Annotated in this window: 22 protein-coding genes; 7 read left to right on the forward strand and 15 right to left on the reverse strand. The window is 44.6% G+C overall.

All coding sequences use genetic code 11. The features are described from left to right. Positions 1-7 precede the first annotated feature (7 nt). Together JMY02_RS09200 and JMY02_RS09205 are read right to left on the reverse strand one after the other, a co-directional pair. Positions 8-652, reverse strand: a complete 645-nt coding sequence (locus JMY02_RS09200; RefSeq protein ID WP_201597432.1) for a hypothetical protein — start codon at positions 650-652, stop codon at positions 8-10. 102 nt (positions 653-754) lie between these two features. Next, positions 755-1495: a hypothetical protein gene (locus JMY02_RS09205; RefSeq protein WP_227678466.1), complete on the reverse strand. Its 741-nt coding sequence runs from the start codon at positions 1493-1495 to the stop codon at positions 755-757. Positions 1496-1643: 148 nt separating this feature from the next. On the opposite strand from JMY02_RS09205, the gene JMY02_RS09210 reads away from it, so the two are divergent. After that, positions 1644-2246 carry a LysE/ArgO family amino acid transporter gene (locus JMY02_RS09210; protein ID WP_201597433.1) on the forward strand — a complete coding sequence of 201 codons (603 nt, stop codon included), beginning with the start codon at positions 1644-1646 and terminating at the stop codon, positions 2244-2246. Positions 2247-2334: 88 nt separating this feature from the next. Here JMY02_RS09210 and JMY02_RS09215 read toward each other — a convergent pair whose 3' ends face one another. The 3 genes from JMY02_RS09215 to JMY02_RS09225 all read right to left on the reverse strand — a co-directional run bounded on the left by JMY02_RS09215 (position 2335) and on the right by JMY02_RS09225 (position 5257). After that, positions 2335-2976, reverse strand: coding sequence for a MarC family protein (locus tag JMY02_RS09215; protein WP_201597434.1), 642 nt, complete (start codon positions 2974-2976; stop codon positions 2335-2337). A gap of 209 nt (positions 2977-3185) precedes the next feature. Beyond that, positions 3186-4046: a carboxylating nicotinate-nucleotide diphosphorylase gene (nadC, locus tag JMY02_RS09220; RefSeq protein ID WP_201597435.1), complete on the reverse strand. Its 861-nt coding sequence runs from the start codon at positions 4044-4046 to the stop codon at positions 3186-3188. Between the two features lie 161 nt (positions 4047-4207). Then, a complete protein-coding gene (locus JMY02_RS09225) occupies positions 4208-5257 on the reverse strand; it encodes an NUDIX hydrolase (RefSeq protein ID WP_201597436.1) in 1050 nt (349 codons plus the stop codon). Positions 5258-5762: 505 nt separating this feature from the next. On the opposite strand from JMY02_RS09225, the gene nadA reads away from it, so the two are divergent. From nadA to JMY02_RS09240, 3 genes are all read left to right on the forward strand, one after another. Continuing rightward, positions 5763-6902 carry a quinolinate synthase NadA gene (nadA, locus tag JMY02_RS09230; protein ID WP_201597438.1) on the forward strand — a complete coding sequence of 380 codons (1140 nt, stop codon included), beginning with the start codon at positions 5763-5765 and terminating at the stop codon, positions 6900-6902. Between the two features lies 1 nt (position 6903). Then, complete coding sequence (gene nadB, locus JMY02_RS09235) at positions 6904-8850, forward strand: L-aspartate oxidase (protein WP_201597440.1); 1947 nt, start codon at positions 6904-6906, stop codon at positions 8848-8850. 267 nt (positions 8851-9117) lie between these two features. Beyond that, positions 9118-10029 carry a lysine exporter LysO family protein gene (locus JMY02_RS09240; protein ID WP_201597442.1) on the forward strand — a complete coding sequence of 304 codons (912 nt, stop codon included), beginning with the start codon at positions 9118-9120 and terminating at the stop codon, positions 10027-10029. Between the two features lie 45 nt (positions 10030-10074). Here the strand turns inward: JMY02_RS09240 and JMY02_RS09245 are convergent, their stop codons facing one another. From JMY02_RS09245 to JMY02_RS09255, 3 genes are all read right to left on the reverse strand, one after another. Next, positions 10075-10794 (reverse strand): hypothetical protein, encoded by a 720-nt coding sequence (locus tag JMY02_RS09245; protein ID WP_201597444.1) that lies wholly within the window; start codon positions 10792-10794, stop codon positions 10075-10077. A 27-nt stretch (positions 10795-10821) separates the two neighbouring features. Further along, positions 10822-12081 (reverse strand): FAD-dependent oxidoreductase, encoded by a 1260-nt coding sequence (locus tag JMY02_RS09250; RefSeq protein WP_201597446.1) that lies wholly within the window; start codon positions 12079-12081, stop codon positions 10822-10824. A 227-nt stretch (positions 12082-12308) separates the two neighbouring features. Continuing rightward, positions 12309-13604: an FAD-dependent monooxygenase gene (locus JMY02_RS09255; protein ID WP_201597451.1), complete on the reverse strand. Its 1296-nt coding sequence runs from the start codon at positions 13602-13604 to the stop codon at positions 12309-12311. Between the two features lie 589 nt (positions 13605-14193). Between JMY02_RS09255 and JMY02_RS09260 the strand changes: the two genes are divergently transcribed. Further along, a complete protein-coding gene (locus JMY02_RS09260) occupies positions 14194-15282 on the forward strand; it encodes a PhoH family protein (RefSeq protein WP_201597531.1) in 1089 nt (362 codons plus the stop codon). A 138-nt stretch (positions 15283-15420) separates the two neighbouring features. Then, positions 15421-16029 carry an rRNA maturation RNase YbeY gene (gene ybeY / locus JMY02_RS09265; RefSeq protein ID WP_201597457.1) on the forward strand — a complete coding sequence of 203 codons (609 nt, stop codon included), beginning with the start codon at positions 15421-15423 and terminating at the stop codon, positions 16027-16029. Between the two features lie 43 nt (positions 16030-16072). Here the strand turns inward: ybeY and JMY02_RS09270 are convergent, their stop codons facing one another. Both JMY02_RS09270 and JMY02_RS09275 read right to left on the reverse strand, forming a co-directional pair. Next, positions 16073-16948 (reverse strand): mechanosensitive ion channel family protein, encoded by an 876-nt coding sequence (locus JMY02_RS09270; RefSeq protein WP_021813446.1) that lies wholly within the window; start codon positions 16946-16948, stop codon positions 16073-16075. A gap of 84 nt (positions 16949-17032) precedes the next feature. After that, positions 17033-17920 carry an energy transducer TonB gene (locus tag JMY02_RS09275; protein WP_201597458.1) on the reverse strand — a complete coding sequence of 296 codons (888 nt, stop codon included), beginning with the start codon at positions 17918-17920 and terminating at the stop codon, positions 17033-17035. A 404-nt stretch (positions 17921-18324) separates the two neighbouring features. Between JMY02_RS09275 and JMY02_RS09280 the strand changes: the two genes are divergently transcribed. Continuing rightward, entirely contained in the window at positions 18325-19110 is a 786-nt protein-coding gene (locus tag JMY02_RS09280) for a hypothetical protein (protein ID WP_201597533.1), read from the forward strand. A gap of 110 nt (positions 19111-19220) precedes the next feature. On the opposite strand, the gene JMY02_RS09285 is transcribed toward JMY02_RS09280, so the two are convergent. The 5 genes from JMY02_RS09285 to nuoK form a co-directional block, all read right to left on the reverse strand. Beyond that, positions 19221-20063 (reverse strand): ferredoxin--NADP reductase, encoded by an 843-nt coding sequence (locus tag JMY02_RS09285; protein WP_201597460.1) that lies wholly within the window; start codon positions 20061-20063, stop codon positions 19221-19223. A 209-nt stretch (positions 20064-20272) separates the two neighbouring features. Next, positions 20273-21751, reverse strand: coding sequence for an NADH-quinone oxidoreductase subunit NuoN (gene nuoN / locus JMY02_RS09290; RefSeq protein WP_201597461.1), 1479 nt, complete (start codon positions 21749-21751; stop codon positions 20273-20275). Positions 21752-21754: 3 nt separating this feature from the next. Continuing rightward, on the reverse strand, positions 21755-23380 hold the full coding sequence (nuoM, locus tag JMY02_RS09295; protein WP_201597462.1) for an NADH-quinone oxidoreductase subunit M: 1626 nt from the start codon (positions 23378-23380) through the stop codon (positions 21755-21757). A gap of 1 nt (position 23381) precedes the next feature. Beyond that, positions 23382-25256: an NADH-quinone oxidoreductase subunit L gene (nuoL, locus tag JMY02_RS09300; protein ID WP_201597463.1), complete on the reverse strand. Its 1875-nt coding sequence runs from the start codon at positions 25254-25256 to the stop codon at positions 23382-23384. A gap of 4 nt (positions 25257-25260) precedes the next feature. After that, entirely contained in the window at positions 25261-25569 is a 309-nt protein-coding gene (gene nuoK, locus JMY02_RS09305; protein ID WP_040641932.1) for an NADH-quinone oxidoreductase subunit NuoK, read from the reverse strand. Positions 25570-25622: the final 53 nt, after the last annotated feature.

The following is a 25622-nucleotide window of genomic DNA, read 5'->3' on the forward strand; positions in this document are numbered from 1 at the left end:
TTACTTTTCACAATCTAATATCCTCAGATTTTGGGCTTTTATCGCTAGGGTTTTCAATGGCTGTGAGGGTGTCTTCGGTATGTGTCAAAGATGGCGCATCAGCCTCTATTTTTGGGATATCAAAACGCTTTTGCAGATACCTGTTGGTGGCGAGTAGTTTTTGCCCATCCTGATGATAAGAGGCATTGAGTAAATCATCAAACTGAGTATTAATCGTCCTCAGCACCTCCAATAACGCTTCTTTCCCCGTGACATTAGAGTGTTTGATCTTGGTGGTATCAGCACGCGCACCATCTAAATCATGCAATCGGCGATAGTCAGCCACGGCGAGTGGAACATGCCTATCCATTAAATTTTGGATCATGACATAAGTTTCATTGACGGTATCTTTGTCATCGATTTTGCCATCATTATTGGTGTCACCATACATAACCCGCAGCTTTTCACCTTTTTGGTTAATTTGGGCGAGTGCTGTTTTGACTTCTTCTGGTAAACTTTTTTCAGGAATATAGCCCAATTGTGGCATCGCTTCATACTCAAGCATTTTGGGCGCCGTTACTTTTTTGATGCCACGATAACCCAGATATAACCCAGCTGCTGGCAGCACCCCATATAACACAAACATCACTAACATCGCAGTCACTTGGGTCATTATATTGTCCTTATCAATTGGCAAATTTACTATAATCGATACCAAACAAAATGGATACCCGATATTATTACGCAAGACTGGTACAAATGTCAGGCAAAAAAGCTAACTCTTTGTCCGGCTTTTGACATAACGGTGCGTTGAGGCGAGGCGATTCATCACCGTTTGATGCAGCTCATCTAATAACTCATCAAGCTCATAATCAACTTCTAAAAACAAATCAGTCAGCAAATCGCCAGCAGTCATTTTGCCTTGTATTGTATTATTTTTGGTGCGATGCGGACTAAAGCGTTGTAGCTGCTCATAATGGGATAACGCCTCAGGAATACTTTCAGATACCAGCTTATCAATGACAAATTGGCGCTCATTGTGTTGCTGCTGTTGCTGGTCATTTAGCTCGCTACTCCACTCTCGGTAGCGCTTCAACTTACTATTGATTCGATCTAGTATAGCAACGGCTTCAATCGGCATGGCATTTAGGGTGGCCTCATCGACCACATCAACAAGCTCAGTCATAATCGGACAGCGTCCATGTTTGAGATACCATAACGTATCTGGGTCAAAAGGGGGTCTGTTTTTGGGGCGAATCTGAGCACGATTGGACAAATAGCGATCTGTCAAAGGCGTGGGCGTTCGAATGTCATGCACTTGCGCCAATGCATCACAAATACGATCTGCACGCTCAGGCGCGGTAAGCGCAGAACGCGTGCTCTTCGCTTGAGCATTATCGTCATCAACGCCTACGTTCTGACGGCTACTCACTTCTTGAGCATTTTTCGCGGCTAGCGTTGGCAGGTCATCTTGAGCTTGTCCAAATGACTGCAGTATTCTCGTCAAACTTACCACCATGACCTACTAGCCCCTCACTCAATGCGTTCATATTGTGCCCGTATTGCATACATGCATTCAATAGCGTATCTTAACAGCTTTTTTTGGCGCTGCCAGTAAACAAAATGTCACCCTTTCTAACCTTCAACCCACTAAGCACATTATTATGAACACGCACGATTATATTTCTGGATTTTTACTTGGGTTATCGCTCATCATCGCAATTGGCTCACAAAATACGTTTGTGCTCAAACAAGGACTCAAACGCGAGCACATATTTTTTGTTTGTCTGTTTTGTGCAGTGAGTGATGCGGTGTTGATATCTGCAGGCGTTGGTGGCTTTGGCGCGGTGACAGCACGCTATCCGCAAGTGGTAGACATCGCAAAATTTGCTGGGGTGATATTTTTGCTGGGTTATGGATTGCAGAGTTTATATGCCAGTGTGCGTGTCTCGCATGCTCTAACTATCGATGGACAAGTCGTGACCAGCTTAAAAAAAGCCTTGCTACTGTGCTTTGGTTTTACTTGGCTCAACCCACACGTTTACTTAGATACATTGGTGCTCGTTGGCATGGTTTCAACAGGCGCAAGCAGCAAACTGACTTTTGCCGCAGGTGCCGTTAGCGCGTCGTTCTTTTTCTTCTTTGCTTTGGGGTATGGTGCTCGTCTACTCAGACCTTTATTTGCCAAACCAAAAGCGTGGAATGTACTTGATGGATTGGTAGGTATATTGATGTTATATCTGGCGTGGCATTTGTACCAAAGTTAAAAGAGCCACTTAAAAATACAATGATATTTACTGGAAATTTGATTGATGGCTGAGTGGGTAGAAAATCTCTATAATGAGTAGAAAACCACTATACCAAATCAGGAAATAAGGTACGCAGACCGTTGACGATAATTTCGATAGAAACCGCAGCCAATAACATGCCCATGATTCTACTCATGATATTCAGACCTGTATCACCCAATAAACGACTGATACGACCTGCTGCCATTAAGGCCAAATAACAAAACAGACTGATGAATAATCCAGCGATTAATATAGCGGATACTTGCAAAACGCCAGAAACTTGTGAAGAGTAAATGATGACCGTCGAAATACCACCCGGTCCAATCATCATAGGAATGGCAAGCGGTACGACGGCAGAGGCCATCGTTGGGGGCGCATCTTGTACATGGTCAACATCAAAATTTTCTTGATCAGGCTTAACGGGATTGCCTTCGCCATTCATCATATTTAGCGCAATTAAAAATACCAATATACCGCCTGCCAACTGAAACGAGCCGATGGAAATACCCAGTATTTTTAGTAAGCCCTCACCTGCTAGCGTAAAAAAGCTGATGGTAATAAAAATTGTCAAACAAGCAACGCGCGCAACTTTACGGCGATTATTCATCGAATAACCACGGGTTAAGTCCAAAAATAAAGTTAGGGCGCTAAATGGGTTAATCAATACCATAAAGGCTAAGATTATCTTGATAATTTCAGTATTCACTGAGCGCTCGCTTGTATATTGATACAACTTGTACAGAAAGTAAGGCCATCGTGCGAGTACGACGATGAGCCGATAGACGTTTGGAAATGGCATTGTAACATAGCCAGATAGGTCGATAAACTGCTTAACCTTGCCTAAATGCTTCTATGTAACCGCTTTGATATATTTGACTATAAAATCTCGAAAATTCAACATATCAAAAACTTAAGCTATGCGCTAAAATCCAAACCGATATCTAGCGCCGTGCTACTGTGCGTCAAATATCCCATCGCGATAAAATCAACGCCTGTTTTTGCGGCTGCCTGTACAGTCTCAGGGGTAATGCCACCTGATGCCTCTGTTTTGGCACGGCCTTTACACATCGCGACCGCCTGCGATAATACCTCAGGCGCCATATTGTCCAGCAATACCAAGTTCACACCAGCATCTAAGGCTTGCGCTAATTGCTCCAATGTATCGACTTCGACTTCGATTGGAATCAGATGACCGGCAAAGGCTTGCGCTTGTTGAATGGCGGTCTTGATGTCGCCAGCAATGGCAATGTGATTGTCTTTAATTAAGATGGCATCATCCAACCCCAAGCGGTGATTGCGCCCACCACCGCAGCGTACCGCGTATTTTTGTATGATGCGTAAGCCGGGAATGGTCTTACGCGTACAGGTAATTTGCGCTGGGTACTCAGCGATGCTATCGACAATGTTTTTCGTATCTGTCGCAATCCCACTAAGATGGGTCATAAAATTGAGTGCTGTACGCTCTGCCGTCAATAGATGACGGGCATTCCCACGAACGACGGCCAAAACGGTACCTGCAGCGACCCTCTCACCATCCGTTACGTGCGCCATAAATTCAATTTGAGCATCGACCAACGCAAAAGATAGACGCGCCAAATCCATACCACATATCACACCCGCCTGACGGGCCTTAATCTGCAATTGTGCTTGCATATCAGCTGGAATGGTCGCTTGCGAAGTGACGTCGCCGCGTCTGCCCAAATCTTCGGTTAAAGCCGCTTGCACCAATGGTCTTAGTAAAACTTCATCCAATGCTGGCTCTGTTTTAACTGTCATCTTTTGCCCTTATATAAACATGCTGGTGAGATCAACTATGGATAATTAAACTCAAAATGAGCATAAATATAGCCTAAAGTTCATCGCCTCGCAAGACAGGCACATCACTTTATTCATCCAGTAAGGTTTGATAAGCGTTAAAACCCATAGATCTTTAGCAATTATTTACGTTTGGGCAACTTGCTATCCATTAGCAAACTCTGCAGTTCAATATCATGACGAAAGCGATAAAGCTTGGCAGGACGGCCACGCTGAGCGCTACTACTCTGTCCTGTTTCTATCACTAAATTTTGCGAATCAAGCAAACGGCGGAAATTTTGTTTGTGCAAACGCACGCCAGACAAGGCTTCTACGCTTTGCTGTAACTGCGATAAAGTAAAGACATCTGGCATCAAACCAAAGATAAGAGGACGATATTCGATCTTAGCACGCAGTCTTGAGATAGCAGTGGCGATAACGCGGCGATGATCGTAGTACATGGGCACGCCGATTAGCTGTGACCAGTCCGCAGGCAAGCTATTTTTTTGCTGACGGGGTAGATAAGTCGGTGCTTCAGGTATCAGCCCCGCTTCATAAAGCATCTCATAACGCAATAACACATGCTCAGCGACCCACTCTTTACTTTCATATTCACTATCGCTTGTTGTCTCACTGCCAGCATTGATATCTGTTGATTCACCACTGATCAACATCAGCTCAGTCAATCCCCAGCACAACTCGACACGCTGACGCCGACGCTGCTGAGTAACGGTATCTTTTGTCTTATCTGCCCAGTCTAATAAAGCAGGCACAATAAAATCCACAATCATACTTGGCATACCATCCAAGTGATTTTCCCATGGGAAATAGTCATACCAATCACGCCATAATGCCTGACTTTGTAATGGCTGCGTCTGCGCCTCTTGCTCTTGTACCAAGCCTAGATAACTGACATAGACCAATGCATGACCATCAATGTTGCGCCTATTGGTATCAACAAAGGTATATAGCTGCTCCAAATAACCAAGCGGTTGCTGGGTTTGCTCTTCAACCCATTGCCGCACGCCAGCTTGCAATGAACGATGTAATGGCATGAGCGGGCCATTGGGCAATAACTTGCCTTGATCGACCGTTAAGACCCGAGCCGTATGATCTGTAATAGCAACCAGTACCGCGACCACTTCTGTCGTGCCACTACCTTGTTGATGCGCATGTGAATAAGACAACGTCATGACTTTAAGGATTATCCTTTATTGTTGAGTGTGATAAAAAAACGGTAAAACTGAGTTTTGATAGCGTGACTTAGGGCGTATCCTCATTTGAAAAATGGTAATAAGAATGAGATAAATTGAAGCCAAACAAGGAAAATAGTGCCGATAATATCGGGATATTAGCCAGCTATTTGACAATGTTTGGCAAAATTTAGCCATTTTTAGCCCATTTAGATGACTATCGATTGAATTGAGGACACGCCCTAGTATAGCGTGAATCTAAAACTATCATAGACTGCCGTTGTAAATATACGAGATTCGCAACGACTCTTTGTATTGTGAGCTGACCATATACCACAAAGAAATGCTCTTTAGACACGCACCTTTGTAGCCATAGGTATAAAAAAAATACTTGTATTTATGCTCAAAACGAGCATAATTAAGACACTTTGTTTTGAGCGGTATTTAATCGACCCACTTTTAGCGACATATGATTTGTCGTTATTGCACCAAAAAGGTTGTCCTTATGAAAACTTATCCGTATGACGCGCCCATGATGAGCACTGACAGTCGCATTGCAACGCAAATGAATGTCGAATATGCCAAAGCCAAAATACCCGTAGATTTGCCACGTACAGAACGCATTAAAGTGGAAGAAAATATTAAGCAGTTATTGCAGGACAACAATGCCGTGCTGGTCGCCCATTATTATGTCGATCCCTTCATTCAGGATTTGGCATTGGCCACGGGTGGCTGCGTTGGTGACTCGCTAGAGATGGCGCGCTTTGGTCAAGCGCATAGCGCGCAAACATTGGTAGTCGCTGGTGTGCGTTTTATGGGTGAATCAGCAAAGATATTAAGTATGGAAAAAACGGTACTGATGCCAGACTTGGAGGCAGAATGCTCGCTTGATTTGGGCTGCCCTGCTGATGAGTTTTCTGCCTTTTGTGATGCCCATCCAGAGCGCACCGTGGTCGTTTATGCCAATACCAGTGCCGCTGTCAAAGCGCGGGCTGATTGGGTGGTGACCTCGTCAGTGGGTATCGATATCGTGCGGCATTTACATGCACAAGGCGAGCCTATCATTTGGGGGCCCGACCGTCATTTGGGTAAATATATCGCGCAGCAAACAGGGGCAGATATGTTGCTCTGGCAAGGCTCATGCCTAGTACATAATGAATTTAAAGCAACGGAGCTGATACAGTTAAAAAATGAGCATCCAAACGCGAAAGTGTTGGTACATCCTGAATCTCCTGATAGCGTCGTTGAGCTTGCAGATGTGGTTGGCTCAACCAGTAAGCTGTTGCAATCGACTTATGAGATGGATGCCGAAACGTTTATCGTCGCGACCGACTTGGGTATCTTGCATGAGATGCAAAAACGCTCGCCGCACAAACGCTTTTTGGCCGCGCCTACCGCTGGTGAGAGCGCCAGTTGCAAAAGCTGTGCCTTTTGTCCATGGATGGCGATGAATGGCTTGCAAGGTATTGAGCAGTGTCTCACTCATCATACTGGCGAAGTGCTGATGACGCCTGAGTTGGCAGCAGCAGCCAAAAAACCGCTACAACGTATGCTTGATTTTGCCGAATCACAAAAGCAGCGAGTAGCCGCTAGTGGTGATATCGTCAAAGACCGCGCCCTGTTTGCTAACGTTGGAGCCGCCTAACATGAATGAGGCATTCAAAATAGAAACGGTCGGCAGTGGTACTGCTGACACAAGACAAACGGATGTTCTCATCATTGGTGCTGGACTGGCAGGATTGAGCACCGCGCTATCTTTGCCAAAGTCGCTGAATATCACGGTATTGAGCAAAGACGCACTTGAGGTTTGCTCAAGCCACTATGCCCAAGGCGGTATCGCAGCCAGTTTGGATAAAAACGACTCCGTTACTGACCATATCGCCGATACACTGATCGCTGGCGCAGGGTTGTGTGAGATTGAGCACACGACCAGCATTCTAAGCGCTGGGCAGCAGGCCGTTCAATGGTTATGTGAGCAAGGTGTTCCATTTACCCAAATCTCTCAACAAAATGCCAAAAAAAAACCGCTGACCGAGTTGCACACCAGTGACTTGCATTTAACTCAAGAAGGCGGTCATGGCTGTCGCCGAGTGGCGCATGCCGATGACGCTACTGGTCGGCATATTATGGAAGCGTTGAACATAAAAGCACATGCTGCAACCAACATTACTATTTTGCCCTATCATGAAGCGTTGACGTTACTTACCTCGCCATTCACTGATAGCCAGCTGAACCCTCATGCGACGATTAAACACTGTCAAGGCGCGCTGGTGTTTGACCACATCAATCAGCGTCAGCTCACCTTTTATAGCCGTGCCGTTGTACTGGCCAGCGGCGGCTTAGGACAATTGTTTAAGCGTGCCAGCGCCCCCAATGTTTGTGTCGGCGATGGCGTTATGATGGCGTGGCAAGCAGGATGCCGCTTAGCAAATCTGGAATTTATCCAATTTCATCCGACAGGTTTAGCACTTGCTAACAGCAGCTTTTTGATATCTGAAGCGTTACGCGGTGAAGGTGGGCGACTGTATTGTCCGCAAACTGGGACGCGCTTTATGCTGGATGTGGACTCACGAGCTGAGCTGGCACCGCGAGATATCGTCGCGCGGGCTATAGCAGAGCAGATTCATCACAATGGACTTGGTTATGTACACCTTGATGTCAGCCACTTGCCAGCGAAATTTTTGCGGGCGCATTTTCCACAAATTGACCAAACCTTGCTAGCACTTGGTATCGATATGACTACTGACCCTATTCCGGTTGCTCCGACTGCCCATTATAGTTGCGGCGGCGTGGTTACTTGCGCAAATGGTTTGACCGATGTAGCAGGGCTTTATGCCGCTGGCGAAGTCGCTTATACAGGCTTACATGGGGCAAACCGCTTGGCAAGTAACTCTTTATTGGAATGCGTGGTGGTCGGACGCAATATTGCAGCCCACTTGCCTCGTTATTTAGAGCGCTTAGAAAACTTACAAAGTGTAAAAAAAACCGATCAGCTAAATAATACTGCCTATTATGAAGCGGCCCAATTAGCCATTGAGGTTTGGTCAGTACCAACCCTTACAGACACGCAATCTGTTATCTTACCTGTCTATGCGCTTGCAGCGCATAAGCATGCCGATAAACGATTCAGCATTTATACTAATTTGGCAAAAACTGATGTCGTAAAAATAATCTCAGAACTGAAGGCACTCATGACAGCCAATATGGGTATCACCCGTAGCGCCAGTCAATTAGAGCAAGCATTAGACCAAATACAAAAATGGCAAGACTGGCTAACAGATGCTGAGTCTGATCAATCCGACGCAAGTAATAAAAACAACCCCACTACTGCCAGCGAACTTGCATACTGTCAATTGGCAAGACAGTTGCAATTAGCGATCTTAATCATTCAATCAGCCTATCAGCGCGTTGAGAGTCGCGGTGGGCATTATCGACATGACTATCCAAACTTAGCAGACACTCCTCGGACGAGTGTGATTGCTTCACTACCAGACCAATTCTATCATCAACATACTGACTTTACTCAATCTGTAAAAGTCGCTCAGCATTATCCACATTCAACTCAGGACGATCAAAGACTGCTAGAAATTTGAGGCATGTCCTCATTTTGAAAATGGTCATAAAAATGAGATAAATTGAAGCCAAATAAGGAAAATAGCGCCGATAATATCAGGCTATTAACCAGCTATTTGACACAGTTTGGCGAATATTTAGCCATTTTTAAGCCATTTAGTCATCCTCGTTCAGATTGAGGACACGCCTTAGTAGTCCGTATTTTTTCGGTGGTGTGATACAATCTTCAGTTTCTTAAAAATGCCTTATCAAAAGCGCCTTATTAAAAATGCTGCGAGCCGACCACCATGCAAAGCTTAATTACTCTTGTTCTGGTATTAATGCCAATGTTTATTGGCTTTGCCATCCCTTCTCATCCGACCATGATCAAACTTGCAGATAAAGGCTTATCTTATTTGGTTTTCATCATTTTAGGCCTTATTGGTATTGAGCTATCACAGGTCGAGGGGCTAGGCAGTCAGCTGGGCGAAATTGCGCTATATGTCACCGTCCTGTCGATATTGACAATTGGTACAGGTTTGTTTGCACTTATGTTGTTTGACCGTGTGCGCCCATGGCACGCCAAAAAACCCAGTGTGAAATCGAAGGAGCATCGCGTTAGTATTCGTGGCAGCTTGGCGCAAGTGGTTTGTGTGCTGATCGGTATGATCATTGGTTATTTCTTGCCAGCCGCTTATATGCCGCCTGAAAACACCATGACTGCGTTGCTCATGTTATTAATCTTACTGGTCGGTATTGGGTTAAAGGGGTCAGGTATTACACTTAAAGAAGTAATGTTGAATAGACGTGGTGTCGAGATGAGTGTCATCTTCACGCTATCGGTATTGGCGGGCGGGCTTGTTTTTGCGGCGTTGTTTACGGACGTGTCATGGACTAAGGGCTTGGCGTTGGCATCGGGATTTGGTTGGTACTCACTTTCAGCGATTGTCATGACCGACGCTTATGGCGCCGTTTGGGGTAGTGTGGCGTTATTTAATGACTTGGTACGTGAGTTTTTTGCGTTATTATTTATCCCCGTCTTTATGCGCAAATATCCATCAGCAGCGGTCGGGCTTGGCGGTGCGACCAGCTTAGACTTTACCTTGCCGATTATTCAACAGTCAGGCGGATTGAAAGTCGTGCCGCTGGCGATTAGTTTTGGTTTTATTATTAATATCGTCTCACCTGTGCTGATGGTGTTTTTTTCAGCAGTGGGATAAATACAAATTTTAGTACCTGATACGTATTAACCATCATTTATATCATTATTCAAATGGTTCACAATGTTTTGCATACTCACCATACATCCGTGAATAGGATACATATTTAAGGTCATTTAAGTCACTGACTTCAGAGCTTGCTCTTAAGGTTACACGGCTTTGTTTAGCCTCAATATCATCAACATTTAGTGCTGCGAGAGTGCGGTCTAAAAAATCTTGTTCTGTCGCTAAGTATCTATTTGAGCAGTCATAAGTATGGATACGCTCAGCAGCAATACCATGGTCTAGTACCAGCATATTTTTGACCATAAGTGCTCGATAACGCGCTAGCGTGTCGCTGCCAAAGTGCGTAACAGCCGCCTCATCGCGCTCACTCGACGCGGTATGACCAAAAATAAACACCGTCGCGTCTGCATGCTCATTAAGTTTTTCTTCTATTTTTGCAAACTCAAGATCGTAAATATCAGGCAGATGACTGCCCATGGACGGGAAAAAACCAGCAAACGACATTTCGAGTGCATCGCCTCCCTCAATTATTATTGTGCACCCTTTCGCATCTACTACTGTATGATTTGGCGTTTTTGGGCAATGATCGATTTGATCTAAAATTCCATCACCATCTGAATCAGTATCTTCCGCTTGCATCGTCATGGTATTTTCATCTTGGATTATATCTGGAGATGGCAATATTACAGTAGTTTGGCAACCCATCAGTGCTAAAGCACTTATCATAATAGTCACTATTGACGATAATTTAACATCCATGTTCTACTCTCTTATCAACCAAAACCCCTACACCCCACTCGCCTGCTTGGCAAACAAACGCATGAGCGGCTTTATTTTGCCCACTCGATACATACCTTCATTGCGTATTTGCTGCACAGGGCGCATTTGGGCAAGTGACCCTGCAAACAGCCAGTTCAGTGCTGAGAAGCTATGCATCATCAGGCTATTATGCGGACGGCGCAAACGCTCATAAGTACGCAATGTTTGATTGCTGCCACTACGCGTGCCGCCACTACGCGTAAAGTCATGGGCTAATTGTTCGCTTAATACCTTCACATCAAGCATGCCCAGATTTAACCCTTGTCCTGCCAGCGGATGCACACCATGTGCCGCATCACCGATCAGTACCAAATTATCAGCCACGTATCGCTTTGCTTGTTGCGCCGCTAATGGAAAGCTGGCGATGGATTCAATCTGACGAATTGCCCCAAGCTCATAGTTACTAGCAGCAGCCAGTTTGTCCGCGACAAAGCGATCTTCTTCGTCTATCAATGCCAATGCCTGATTGCGTGGCAACGTCCATACTATCGATTGCCAATGTTGTGGGTTAGCCTTATCCACATCCGTGATATCCGCTAAAGGCAACAATGCCAGCGTACCCGTTGGCAACATGGCTTGGCGCGCGGTTGCTTGATGCGGCTTTTCCGTTTGAATCGCACAGCAAATCGCCGTTTGATTATAATCCAAGGTATCTAGCTCAATACCAGCTTGCTGACGCACAAATGAACCACGACCATCAGCACCGACCACTAGCGCGGCATCAATTATTGTGCCGTCGTCCAAAGTCACACGATAGCCTTTATCAGCTCCCAGCCAATCCATGTTTACTACTTTTTGACCTGCCATAACGGTTAGATAGTCACTGACATCTTGATCGTGTAAACGCTGCCACAGTGCATGTTCAATAACTGCTGGCTCGACCATACTACCCAGTATCTCAGGCTCGACGTTTTCATCACGGCTCTCACCAAACAGCAACTCGCCCATACCGTTGAGTTGCCACACCTGCATTTGCGAGTAATCTGCTTTACGTTCGGATGCGACAATTTTTTGCCACACGCCTATATCGGTCAGTAAGTTAATGCTAGCCAAGCTCAGCGCATAAACACGGGCATCACGTTTGCTCAGTACATCTTGCCACGTCGACTCATCACGCGCAGGACGTGCATCAATCAATGTCACTGGCATTTTTGCTTGTGCCAGTTTTAGCGCAAGCGTGGCACCGACGATACCACCGCCTATAATAAGTGTATGGTTATTTTTCATGGAACGTCCTTTGTAGAGCGATAGTTTGCTCATAGTATAATCAGGTCAATACAAAAAAGAGTCAGCGAGACTGGGATAAATTTTTTGTCGCATCGAGCGGCGCAGGCACAGCAAGCAAGAAAAATTTGTCCCAGTCTCGCGTCAATATATATTGCATCCATTTTATTTAGTTTGATAAGCCTGTGTATGGTTTGCTTGTCTTCGTAGCATTATGTCTTTACGCACTTTTACGATTTCAAGCCCATTGCATAATTAGCCACTAACGGCTTAATATTTGGCAATTTATCAAAAGCAATCAACGCCACGTTGCGTGCCAGCTTCACTGCTGGGTTCGGGTGAGTAAAACCATGTACCACTGCATCACAGAAGCGAATGACACGTTTTTGATCGCTGACACGCGCTTTTTCATAGCGTTTCAATAGTTGCGTATCGCCAATGTCTTCGCCTCGTAGCACTTGCGCGCTCATCATCTGTGCCAGCACATGCGCATCTCGCATACAAAGGTTAAAACCTTGTCCTGCCACAGGATGCAAGGTATGAGCGGCATTGCCCATGATGACACAGCGACCCGCTACTTGCTTGTCCGCGAGCACTCGGGTCAATGGATAAGCACCGCGGCGACCAGCCGTCACAAACGTGCCAGCGCGTTGGCCAAAAGCTTGCTGTAGCGTCGCCAAGAAATGCGCGTCATCGTCTAAATACTGTGTCTCTTCACCTTTGGGACAAACCCAAACCACTGAGCGCCTATAGCCTTTTTGGTGCTCATCATTGCCATCGCCCTCTGGATCCGTTAACGGCAATACGGCAAGTGGACCTGCTGGGCTAAAACGCTCAATAGCGACATGCTCGTGCGGCATAGAAGTCTCTACCACGCCAACAATGGCGGTCTGCTCGTAATCATAAGTCGTTGTACTGATATTGAGCAATTGACGGACAGTAGAATCGCGGCCATCACAAGCGACCAAGACGCTTGCTTGTAATTGCTGCTCATGTTCTTCTTCACCGTAATAGCTAAAGCTAAGCGTCACCCCATCCGTTTGCTGTTCAACCGCGGTCACATTGGCATGATCAATTAAGGTAATCAGCGGCTCCTCTTGCGCTGCCAATAAAAGCTTACGTCCGAGCCAAGCATTTTCCATCACTTGCCCAAACGACTCTACTTTTTCTTTGGCCTTATTTAACTGCGCGCGCCCAAAGCTGCCCTGCTCACTGATCTGCACCGCATCAATGCGGCAAGCATGGCTTTGTAGCTCTGCCCATAAGCCAATCTCTTGATAAATCTGTACAGTGCGACGTGATAATGCCGTGTTGCGGCTGTCTAAATAGTGGCTACGTTTACTGTCATCATTCGGACTAATGGTTGGATAGCTGTTTTTTTCTAGAAGCGTGCTAGCAATACCATGATGCGCCAATAACAAGGCAAAAGACAAACCCACATGACCACCGCCAGCGATAAGCACCTGTTGCTCGGTTATTCCCTCTATATTTTTAGCGTTTGATAAAGTTGAATCCGTATTGTGCATCGTTATTATTCCTATTTTAAACGCTATGACAAATCGTGATGACAAGTCGCCATAACAAATTCACGATAATATAACCCATAGATTACCACAAATTGCCTAGCATTCAGCGGCCTTAACCGTATGCAAAGCGTGTAGCAAAAATGATAAATTCGTAGAAAAACAAAAGTTGCCATAACGACAAAAGTCTACTGAGTTCAGTATAAAAACGAGTCAGCGGAGCTTGAATATAATGGTTCTGTTTTATTTAGAATCGACTATATCAAATGGGCTATAAAAGTTGTAAATATTAAAAAACGGTTGCAGTCGTTGCAATCGTCATACAAAAACAGCGCCATCTAGCCAAGGTATTGCTTGAAATTTTAAATCTATCTACCATAATGAAGGAAAGATGCTGACTTAAAAAACTCCGCTTATCTGACTCCCTAAAACCAACAATAATTTGACCGTCATTTTTATTATTACAATCTTATCTCTACGTTTTAACACCGATATAAACCTATTAACTATTTATCGTTCAAGCCCGCAGCTTCATCAAAACTAAATCATAACAGCGGGCATACAACACAAGGATAATCGCTTGACTGATTCCATGAGCCGCCGTATAAAGTTTGAATCATTGACGCCAGCACAGCTCAAAACCGTGTTAGGTGAATACAACAATCACATGAAATATATCCAAGAACGCCTCGATATCAAGATCATTCAGCGCCAAGGAGATTTTTGTCTCAGTGGCGATGTGACAGGTGTCGAGCGCGGTGAACGTATTATTTATAAGCTGGTAGATGAAGCACAAAACACCAAAGACATCAGTGCCGAAGAGCTGCATCTTATCATCCAATCAAGCATCTCTCGCGATGAAGACATGGAAGCCGATGAGCAAAATGCAGCAAGCGTAGAAGATGAAAACGACTTAGAGGCTGCCGAATTTACGCCCATTAGCTTACGCACACGCAAAGGTCGCATCGTTCCACGCGGTGGCAATCAACAACGTTATGTACAAAATGTTCTTAACTCTGACGTCTCATTTGGTATTGGCCCTGCAGGTACTGGCAAAACTTACCTAGCAGTCGCTTGTGCCGTAGACATGCTTGAGCGCAATGAGATTGAGCGTATCTTACTGGTACGTCCAGCGGTAGAGGCAGGTGAAAAACTGGGCTTCTTACCGGGTGATTTAACGCAAAAAATCGATCCCTACTTGCGCCCATTATACGATGCGTTATATGAGATGATCGGCGTTGAAAAAGTTGGCAAGTTGATTGAAAAACAAGTCATCGAAGTCGCACCACTTGCCTACATGCGCGGTCGTACCTTAAACAACTCCTTTGTCATTCTAGATGAAGCGCAGAACACTACGCCTGAACAGATGAAAATGTTTTTAACCCGTTTGGGTTTTGGCTCACGTGCCGTCATCACAGGTGACATCACGCAGGTCGATTTGCCTCGTGGTCACAAATCAGGATTGGCACAAGCAATGGAAATCTTAAAAGATATCGAAGAGATTCATATCACTAAGTTTGACTCAAAAGACGTGGTACGCCATCAATTGGTACAACAGATCGTTGAAGCTTATGACATCTTTGATAGTGAGCAATTGATACTAGAAGAAAGACGCAAATTTGAGCGCATCAAAGAGCAAGAACGCAGACAAGTGATCGCTAATGCTGCTGCTAAATTATAAACTGGCAAAATTAATGTGCCAATTTTAAAATAAGAAAACCGGATTACTGCCTCGTAGTCCGGTTTTTTACTGCTGATTTTTTTAGATTTAATCTGAATAAAGCAATCAAAATATTTGAGACAATAAAAGGATAATGGCATGAGTCAGTCTAACAACGATGGCAACCACAATGCAGACGATGAGATCACAAGCAACAACGCCAGTCTAGCCGCACTCGATATCAACGCTACGGATAGTATTGATGACGATATACTTGATACGTTTTATCATCATGACACCTTATTCCCTATCATGATAGCGACGTTAGATTATATGAATGAGCGCGTCAATCATGGGCTGACGCTGCCCTACTTCGTCGATATCGACCCTGCACGCTGGCAGGAAAAGTTTAAAGCGCTAGACATATATGTTACGGACGCTATTGAAGGGCGTGCATTGAATTTGGACGCTCGTGATAAAGATTATGCGACCAATATTTTGTCTTATCCAAGCGACTTACCTACTGCAATCATTGAGCTAATGCCCGTATTACCACTCGGTGAGCTCGTTATCTGCCATGAAGTCGTGGCGACCGAGGCTAAAGAGCAAAACAAAACCGTGACGCAGCATATTAGCCATTTATTGATACATGGCGTGCTGCATCTGCTCGGTTTTGATCATGAGCTTGGCCAAGCCGAACAAGATGAGATGGAACGTTTTGAAATCGAGATTTTGGCAAGTCTAAACCTGCCCAATCCTTATATTTAAAGCCTATTAACCAAGCAGTTTTGATTGATCAGTCCTTGATTGACTAGTCCTTGGTCATGGGTAGTTTTTGTGATTGACCCATTTGATTAATCATCTGATCTAACCCTTTTACATGGACACTACGCTGCGGGAATGGAATCTCAATTTTTTCGTCATCCAACGCGTGCTTAAATTGCTCTAGCAAATCACACTGCATCGTCCACCAGTCGGCATTGGTTGTCCAGACATTTAAGGTCAAATCCACAGAATTATCACCCAGACTGGTCACACGCACAATTGGCGCAGGGTCGGTAAAAGCCATCGTGTTATTTTTTGCCAAGCTCAGCATAACGTTTTTGGCGGTTTTGATGTCGGCATCGTAGCCAATACCAACCGTGATATCGACGCGGCGATTGGGCAACGCTGTATAATTGGTGACAGGTGAGGTCGTGATATCGCTATTTGGAATGATAATATCGTGATTGTTTATCGTCGTTAGATGGGTATTAACCAAAGTGATTTCCGTCACCGTACCCGTATAGCTGCTAATTTGCACATAATCACCCCGTACAAATGGGCGAAAAGTCACAATCATAATACCAGCAGCAAAGTTAGACAGCTGATCTTTCAGTGACAAACCAATGGCTACTGCTGCGCCGCCTAATATCGCGACGACTGACGTGGTCTGTACGCCAACTTTGCTCAAAGCTGCCAAAGCAACCACAACCAACAAAACACCATACAACAGACGGCCCAAAAAGCTAGCAACGGTGTCATCTAAGCGCCCGCGCACCATAACCTTATGGGCAACGCTCACCGCCTTTTTGGCCAGCCAAAGCCCAATGACGAATATTAATATCGCCAACAAAACTTTCATGGCCAAGCTTAACGCATTATTGGTTAGGGTGGCGACATCTACGGTAAAACCTAAAAATTCCATACTGACTCTTTATTCTATAAATGTAAGGATAAATTCATATTGATGAACGTTAATGTTCATTTCTTTAGCAATAAAAATCAACCATTAATAAGTGACATCGACTTTGTCGCTATAACGATAAGTACGTATCAAACGTAACTCGACAATATCTTTCATATCCTCAGTAAATTCACCAAAAGGTGCTGCTTGGCGCACGGACTGCTTAGCCGCTTCATCTAATATCGTCGAATTTGAGCTTTCTAGCAGTCGAATGGCTTTAATGTTACCATCATTACTAATAATGACCATCAGGCGCACATCACCAGTGATGCCTTGTGCTCGCGCTTGTACTGGATAATGCAGATTGCCAACGCGCTCAACATGCTCACGGAAAGTATCGATATAATCAGCGGCCGCACCGCGCGTCGTCGAGTTGCTGTCCATCGTCACGACTTTCGACTTGGTTGCATAGACTTGCTGACGTTGAGAGAGTTGTGCTTCTAACGTTGCGATCTGTTTACGTAGCCGCTCTTCTTGTGCCATGATGTCATCTTTGGCTTGTTTGCTGTCGTTATCAGACTCAACCGTTGCTTGGCGCCAGCTTAATGTGGTTCGCAGGTAGCTTTCTTGATAGCGCTGCTGACGAACTTGGCGCTGCAAATTAATGACGTCTTGCGTCTCACTCATTTGTTCAGCAGACAAAGGGCTGGTCTGATCGGTCTCTTGCCTTAATGTCTCTTGTATCGTGCCACCGCCTTCTTGTGAGGCGTTGGCAATAAAATGCGCGTCTTCATTTGGCTTCATGTTATCTGTGAGCGCTTTTGCAACATCTTGCATCATGGCGGCGGGGTCTTTGCCCATCGAAAAGCTGATACCAAAAATAATCAGCACATGTATTGCAACGGCAATAACAATAGCAACAGGCAAGCCAAAGTCACGTTTAGGGGCTTGTGCAGAAAAGTGGTAGCTTTGCGAGTCTTTGATATAAGCCACAATAGGTCTCAGGTTGATGAGGATAAATTAAGCAAAAAGTAAGCGCTATCATAACATGACAGAGAATTATGCTGCTAGCATAACCATAGATGACTCATGCTAACCCATTTATGCACCATTTCTAACCTTTGGGTCATTTATTAAAAAAACGAATAGCCAAAAATGTTATAAAACACGCATCATAATATTAGGGCGTGTTTTTAACGTCAGTTTCCAAATGAGTTGACACAAAATACCTGTGTTTACTTTGAAGTTCTCGTATTTGATATATACTGTTTTATAGTAGGCGTATTGATGCGACCTAGTATGAGCAAATATAAATAGGTAATAGGCCTTGTTGAGGCGACCTAGTCAATGACGACCCTATCATCATAAGGATAATAAGTTTGAGTGGCTTTGATAACATGAGTGATAATTTGAATAATAATGTGAATAATTCAGAAAACTTTGATGAGTTTTTTGAAAATATGGGCTATCGTTTTGATGAGTCATTTAGTGATGGCTGGGAGCGGCTCACGCAGTCTATCAAACAGATATATAACAAAACTGCCGATAAGTTTGAAGACGAACTTGCGCTACCCGTGGCCCAAAAGTACGTCAATGATGCATTGCAAAAGTTCGTGACTGATAATGTAAAAGCCATTTTAGAGTTACGCGTTGAGATGCATGACGGCTGGTTTCGTCTATACTGTACGGTCGATGCCAGTGGTATTTATGCTGAGGTGGCCAGTAATTTTAGTTTGGTTCATGTACAGCTTGATCGCAATGTTCAACGCTTTGTCTTTGGTCAGCAAACTTATACTGATGTCCTGAACCTACGCTGTGAATCTTTTCTTAAACGCCAAGGTATCAAGCTGTTTATCTGGTTCAACCACAGCGTCCTCAAAAAAGATCCGTTAGGGTTTATTTTGTCTTATATCAATATTGCTCGCGCAAAAGATGAAGTCATTTATCTCGATATCAATCGCTGGCTTAAAAGTAATAATAAAATTATCAGTACCTTGCATAAGGTTCAAGTGAACTATGGTGAGCTTGAAGAAGAACAGCTTATCTTAAAGGCGCAAATCAATTATCGGGATTTGTTATCAGCAAATAGCAACGAAGACATCATTAACGATGATGATGAGCCTGAGCTGATGCAAGGTCCTATCAATCCGATAGACGATGCGACTGAACCAAGCCAAGTGTAAAACACACTAACTTTCGCCTCATATAAAAACGCGGTATCCAAAAAACAATTGTCTTTTGGATACCGCGTTTTTTCAAAAAATTCTGCTGTAGACTCATATCAATAAAATAACTACCAATAATTTTCTACCGCAATGTTGCCTTCACCGCGTCGATTCATCACCAGTCCCAGCGTTTTTAACGTCTCTTTTGTGTCTTCCACCATATCTGGATTGCCACATAGCATGACATGGGTGCTATCAATATCTAACGACATTCCTACTCGCTCTTGTAATGTGTCCTCTAGCAGTAGCTTTGGCAGACGTTCTTTCAATGCCCCTTCAACAGGCTCGCGTGTGACAATTGGAATAAAGATTAATGTTGCTGGATTGTCTACTAATGAGCCAAAATCTTCCTGTAGGCTTTCGATTTTCTCTATATAAGCCAGCTCTTCTAGCGAACGTGCACTATAAGCCAATACAATGGTTTCGTAATCTTCCCATGTTTTTAGGTCTTGGAGCATCGATAAGAATGGCGCAAGACCGGTTCCTGTCGCGAGCAACCATAAGTCTTTGGGCAATGGTTTTTGATAACGCGCCAACGTCAAAAACCCAAACGGCAGCGTATTAAGCAGCAACTCATCCCCTATTTGCAAGTGTTGCAATTGCGAGGTAAATGCACCATCAGGGATAACGATAGAGAAAAACTCTAACACTTCATCAAAGGGTGAGGAAACGATGGAATAAGCACGAAAGATGTCTTCATTCAGTGCGGCATTCAGCTTGTCATCAATGGCTGCACTAGATATTTCGTCTTGCTGCTTATAATGCTGTAGCTGACTGGGATTGACGCCCAGACGTACGAATTGCCCTGCCGTAAACTTAAAGCTATCGGGACGACTGACGGTAAAACTAAACAGATTTGGCGTCCATGTGGTTTTACTGAGCACCGTTACTTTTTGAATATTGTCACTCATGATGATTCACTCACTTATTATTTATACTTATACTTAAACTTTTTAAATGATACAAACGAAAAGATGCGCCAAGCTTATCACAAAGCTGGCGCATCTTGGTTTTCTGACAGTAATAATAGAACAATAACCACATATAAGCAGCGGCAACTTATCTCATGTCTTTTATGACAAAACCACCAAACATGACAGTTCTACCAAATATCACAACCTTACCAAATACGAGCCAAACTTGCGAACTCAATCATACTGTTTGGCAAGACACCGAAGAAGACGATAATTACGGTCACGGCAATGACCATGATACCGCCAGTACGAATACCCCATTGCTTAGAAACATCAAACTCAATGAATTGCTTAGGACGCTTGAATAGCGTGAGCATGACGCGCAGGTAATAGAATAAACCAATCGCACTACCCAAGATAATCATCCCTGCCAAGAACCAGTTGGTACCTTGTACTGCAGCCAATATGGCAAATAGCTTAGTGATAAAGCCTGCCGTCAACGGAATCCCTGCCAATGACAACATCATAATCGTCATGACAGCGGTTAATACTGGACGACGCCAAAATAGCCCCTGATAATGAGTCAACTCATCCGCTTCTCCAGACAAGCGATACGGACTAGACATCAACGTCACGACCCCAAAAGCCCCAATAGAAGTAAAGGCATAAATGGCCATGTACATACTAGAGATACTATCAGCTGCTGTACCGATACTGACAATGACGATCAACACATAACCCATGTGCGCAATCGAAGAGTAACCCAATAGACGTTTGAGACTCGTTTGACGTACCGCCAACAAGTTACCCACCAAAATCGATAATGTCGCCATCACCATCAATAACATCTGTACCGATGGTAATGCCAATAAAGACGTATCTATCAAGAATCGAACTGCCAACGCCATCATGGCAACTTTGGATACCGATGCTAAAAATGTTGCGATGGGCGCTGGTGCACCTTCGTAAACATCGGGCGTCCACATATGAAAAGGCGCAGCAGACAGTTTAAAGGCGATACCGAACATCATCATCGCCGCCCCAAGTATCAACAGTGGCGACTCAAAGAGATTACCCAATACCATACTAATAGGTTTGAACGCAAGCGAGCCTACTTCTGCGTAAATAAAGGCCATACCCATTAATAATGTTGCAGATGCCGTTGCAGACAATACCAAGTATTTTAGCCCCGACTCAAGCGAGCGGTTGCGCATATAAGTATAAGACAATAGGCCATAAAGTGGCACCGAAAGCATCTCTAAACTCATAAAGAACGATGCCATATGTTGAGCACTTACCATGAGCAGCGCGCCAATGGTCGATAACAACATGAGCAAATACAGCTCATCTTTATTGTCTTTTATATTGATCAAGTACGCATAAGATAGCGTACAACATGCCAATGCACAGATAAAAATAACCACCATATTGAACTGAGCAAAATTATCAATAACAAATAATTGCTCAGCATTTGGCGCGATGGCACCACTCTCGATGACACCAGCCATTTGCCCAATTAAGGTAAACAGGCCAATATTTAAACCGACGACCGTGACCGTACCAGTAACTATATGTGAGCGTTTAACTGCGATAGCAATCATGACAACCAACACCGTAATAACAACGGCAATAATTGGTGCATAAGGCAGCAACCCCATCAAATCATTCATCGTAATCTCATTCATGACTTAACGTGCCTCCATTGCATCAAGCAGTTGCAGGGCATCTACTTGTGTCACTTGACTGTATACATACGCATTGTTAATCCACTGCATAGCATGACTTGACGTATCCAAAAATGGCTGTGGATATAATCCAAGCCATACCAACCCAGCTGCTAGCATCAATAACAACGACAGCTCACGTTTGCCCAAATCTTTTAATTTACGCGGTGGCAAACCATGTGATTTGGTTTCTTGCTCTGCTACTGCTGCAATATTGTTTTCACCAAATAAGGCGCGATGAATCAGAATAAGTGAGTATAGCCCTGCAAGTACCAAACTAAATGTGGCAAATACCACAAACACCGGATACTGGGCGAAGGCACCAAATAAAATCATAAATTCGCCAATGAAGTTACCTGTACCTGGAATACCTAGCAGTGCCGCACAGAAGAACATCAATATCGGCGCATAGTAGCGAAACTGTCCCCACATACCACCCATCAAAGTCAAATCGCGTGTATGCAGACGCTCATATAACTGACCTGCCATGATAAACAATGCCGCCGAGCTTAAGCCATGTGCGAGCATCTGAATCATGAGACCTTGTAAACTGAGCAATGTTCCAGCATAAATAGCCAAGACCACAAAACCCATATGCGAGATACTGGTATAAGCAAGCAAACGCTTCATATCCGTCTGCATAAAGGCCAGCCATGCCCCGTAGAAAATACCAATCGTCCCTAAAGTCATGGCAATGGGTGCAAAATCTTGTGACGCTGCTGGAAATAATGGCAAAACAAAGCGAATCAAACCATAAGCAGCCGTCTTAATAAGTACACCTGCCAAATCCACCGAACCTGCTGTCGGTGCCTGCGCGTGCGCATCTGGCAACCAGCCATGGAAAGGAATAATTGGCAATTTAACGGCAAAACCAATAAAGAAGCACAACATGATGGGATATTCCCAGCCGCCAAGTGACGTACCGAGCAAGTCATTATAGTTAAAGCTCACCATACCTTTTTGTGCGTAGCTAATAATGACCAATATCAATATACCAACGAGCATGATTAGCCCAGACGCTTGGGTATAAATAAAGAACTTGGTTGCTGCGTATTCTTTGGTCTTACCAACGACATCATGACCCCAAATCGCGATCAAGAAGTAAATAGGAACCAGCATCATCTCCCAAAAGAAGAAGAACAAGAACATATCGATGGCTAAGAAAACACCGATGACACCGCCCAAACTCCATAGCAGGTTCAAATGGAAGAAGCCAACACGGCGCTGAATCTCATTCCACGAACACGCAACAGCTGCTACGCCAAGCAGTCCCGTCAACGCCACCATCATCAGCGACAACCCATCTAACGCCAAATGGAAGCTGATACCAAAACTCGGTATCCACGGCACGCTGAATTCAGCAACCCAAGGCACATTTGCGTCTGGCGCAATCACTTGCTTACTCATGCCACTAAAGTCACCGTACTGCCACAGCACTAATGACAGCACAAAGGTCAACGTCATACCGATCAAGGCAATCCAGCGCGGCAGACGTTTATTAAATCGCTCTACCAACCAACATAGCAACCCTGCAATAAAAGGAATTGCAATCAATGCTGGTAGCATCCACGTTTGTTGTAACTCAATCATCTTATACCACCGTCATCATTACCAGCACGAGCAATACAGCCATACCCAAGCCAAAGCTTGTAGCATAACCTCGGAGTGACCCTGTTTGCGTCGCAGACAATACCTTATTACCTGCTGAAGCCAGCTTAGGTAATACATACCACGTTTTATCAATAGGGTCGGCTTTAAATAAACGGCCGATGAATAAAAAGGGTTTTACGAAAATTACATCATATAGCGCGTCGAAACCTAAACCATGGTAGCACCAGTGATATAGAGCCCCACCAATACGTGTGCGCTTAAAGCTAGTGAGCAAGCGACCTTTATTGACGACATATAATAGTGCAGCCAATATCAAACCAGCCAGCATGGCGCCCATCGCTATGTATTCTGCCGTGTGCTTGGCATGATCTTGACCTGCCACTTCTAATAAATGCCCAACGCTCTCTGGCAACACACCGTCTAACGGCGGTGTAATCCAAGCACCAACGGCTGTAGATAGTACAAGCAACACGGTCAAAGGCAACCAATACGACACACCGGATAATTTGTGCGCAGGGGTTTTTTCTTCGCCGAAGAATATGATCCAAATCATACGGAACGTATAAAGTGCCGTTAAGAACGCACCGAACACCCCCATATAAAACAGTACCATGTGGCCGGTGGCATAAGTCTCCCAAAGAATCGCTTCTTTAGAGTAAAAACCAACCGTGACCCAAGGTATCGCTGCCAGTGCACCGCCACCGACGATATAGCACCAAAATACCAATGGTATCTTTTTGCGCAAGCCGCCCATCTTAAAGATGTCTTGCTCATGATGTACAGCAAGGATAACGGCACCTGATGATAAGAATAATAAGGCTTTAAAGAAAGCATGTGTCATCAAGTGGAAGATTGCGCCTTGCCATGCGCCCACGCCAAGTGCTAAGAACATATAGCCGATCTGACTCATGGTTGAATACGCAAGGATACGTTTGATATCCGTTTGTGCCAAGGCACAGAAGCCCGCAACGACCAGCGTCAACGCACCAACCCCGCCGACCCAATACAATAAAATACCTGGCGTTAGCTCAAACAAGGGATGTAGACGGGCAATTAAATAAACCCCTGCCGTCACCATCGTTGCGGCGTGAATAAGCGCTGATACAGGCGTTGGACCTGCCATCGCATCGGCAAGCCACGTATGTAATGGCAGCTGGGCTGATTTACCCATTGCGCCGCCCACCAACATCATGGTGGTCAACATCATGATCGGATTATTGATATCGAACACTTCTGGCGCCCGAGTAATAATCTCTTGGATATTAAGCGTGCCAAATTCGCGGAATAATAAAAACAAACCAAAGGCCAAAAACACATCACCCACGCGCGTGACGGTAAAGGCCTTCATCGCGGCAAGACCGTTGGCTCGGTCATGATAATAATAACCAATCAGTAAGTACGAACAGATACCCACGCCTTCCCAACCAAGATAAAGCAAAAACAAGTTATCTGCCAATACCAGCAATAGCATACTAGCAACGAACAAGTTCATGTAGCTAAAGAAACGGGCAAACCCAGTATCGCCTTTCATATACCAAGCGGCAAACAGATGGATTAAAAAACCAATACCCGTAATGACTCCAGTCATGGTTAGCGCCAAGCCATCAAAGCTCAGTCCAAAGTTCGGCGCAAAATCCCCAACTTGAAACCATGTCCATAGTGGCATTTGTACCACTGTGCCTGCTGGATTGGTGGTCAAAAAGGTGTAGCTGACCACCAGCGTGCATAATGCTGATAACAGCATGCTACCGACACCGACAATCGCTGCTACCTGTTCGGTTAATTTGTCGCGCATAAAGGCTAAAATCAAAAAGCCAACGAGCGGGAATATAAAGGTTAATGGTAATAAACTCATGACATCATCCTTTCATCTCATTGGCGCTATCGACATCGAGATGCCCACGCTTATGATAAAACCGCAATAATATTGCCAAACCAATGGCCGCCTCTGCTGCTGCTAACGTCAAAATAAAGATAAACATAATCTGTCCATCAGGATCAACCCAGCGACTACCTGCCACAACAAATGCCAATGCTGCCGCGTTCATCATGATCTCAAGGCTCATTAGCATAAATAAGAAGTTACGTCGTACCATGACGCCGCATAGACCAATGGCAAATAAAATACCTGCCAAAATTAGTCCATGACTCATCGGTATCATACCCAATACATTTTGCGCCTCAGCAGCAGGCTGTACTAAGCCTGCTACCTCATGGGCAA

The sequence above is a fragment of the Psychrobacter vallis genome (assembly GCF_904846715.1).
Classification (GTDB): Bacteria; Pseudomonadota; Gammaproteobacteria; order Pseudomonadales; family Moraxellaceae; genus Psychrobacter; species Psychrobacter vallis.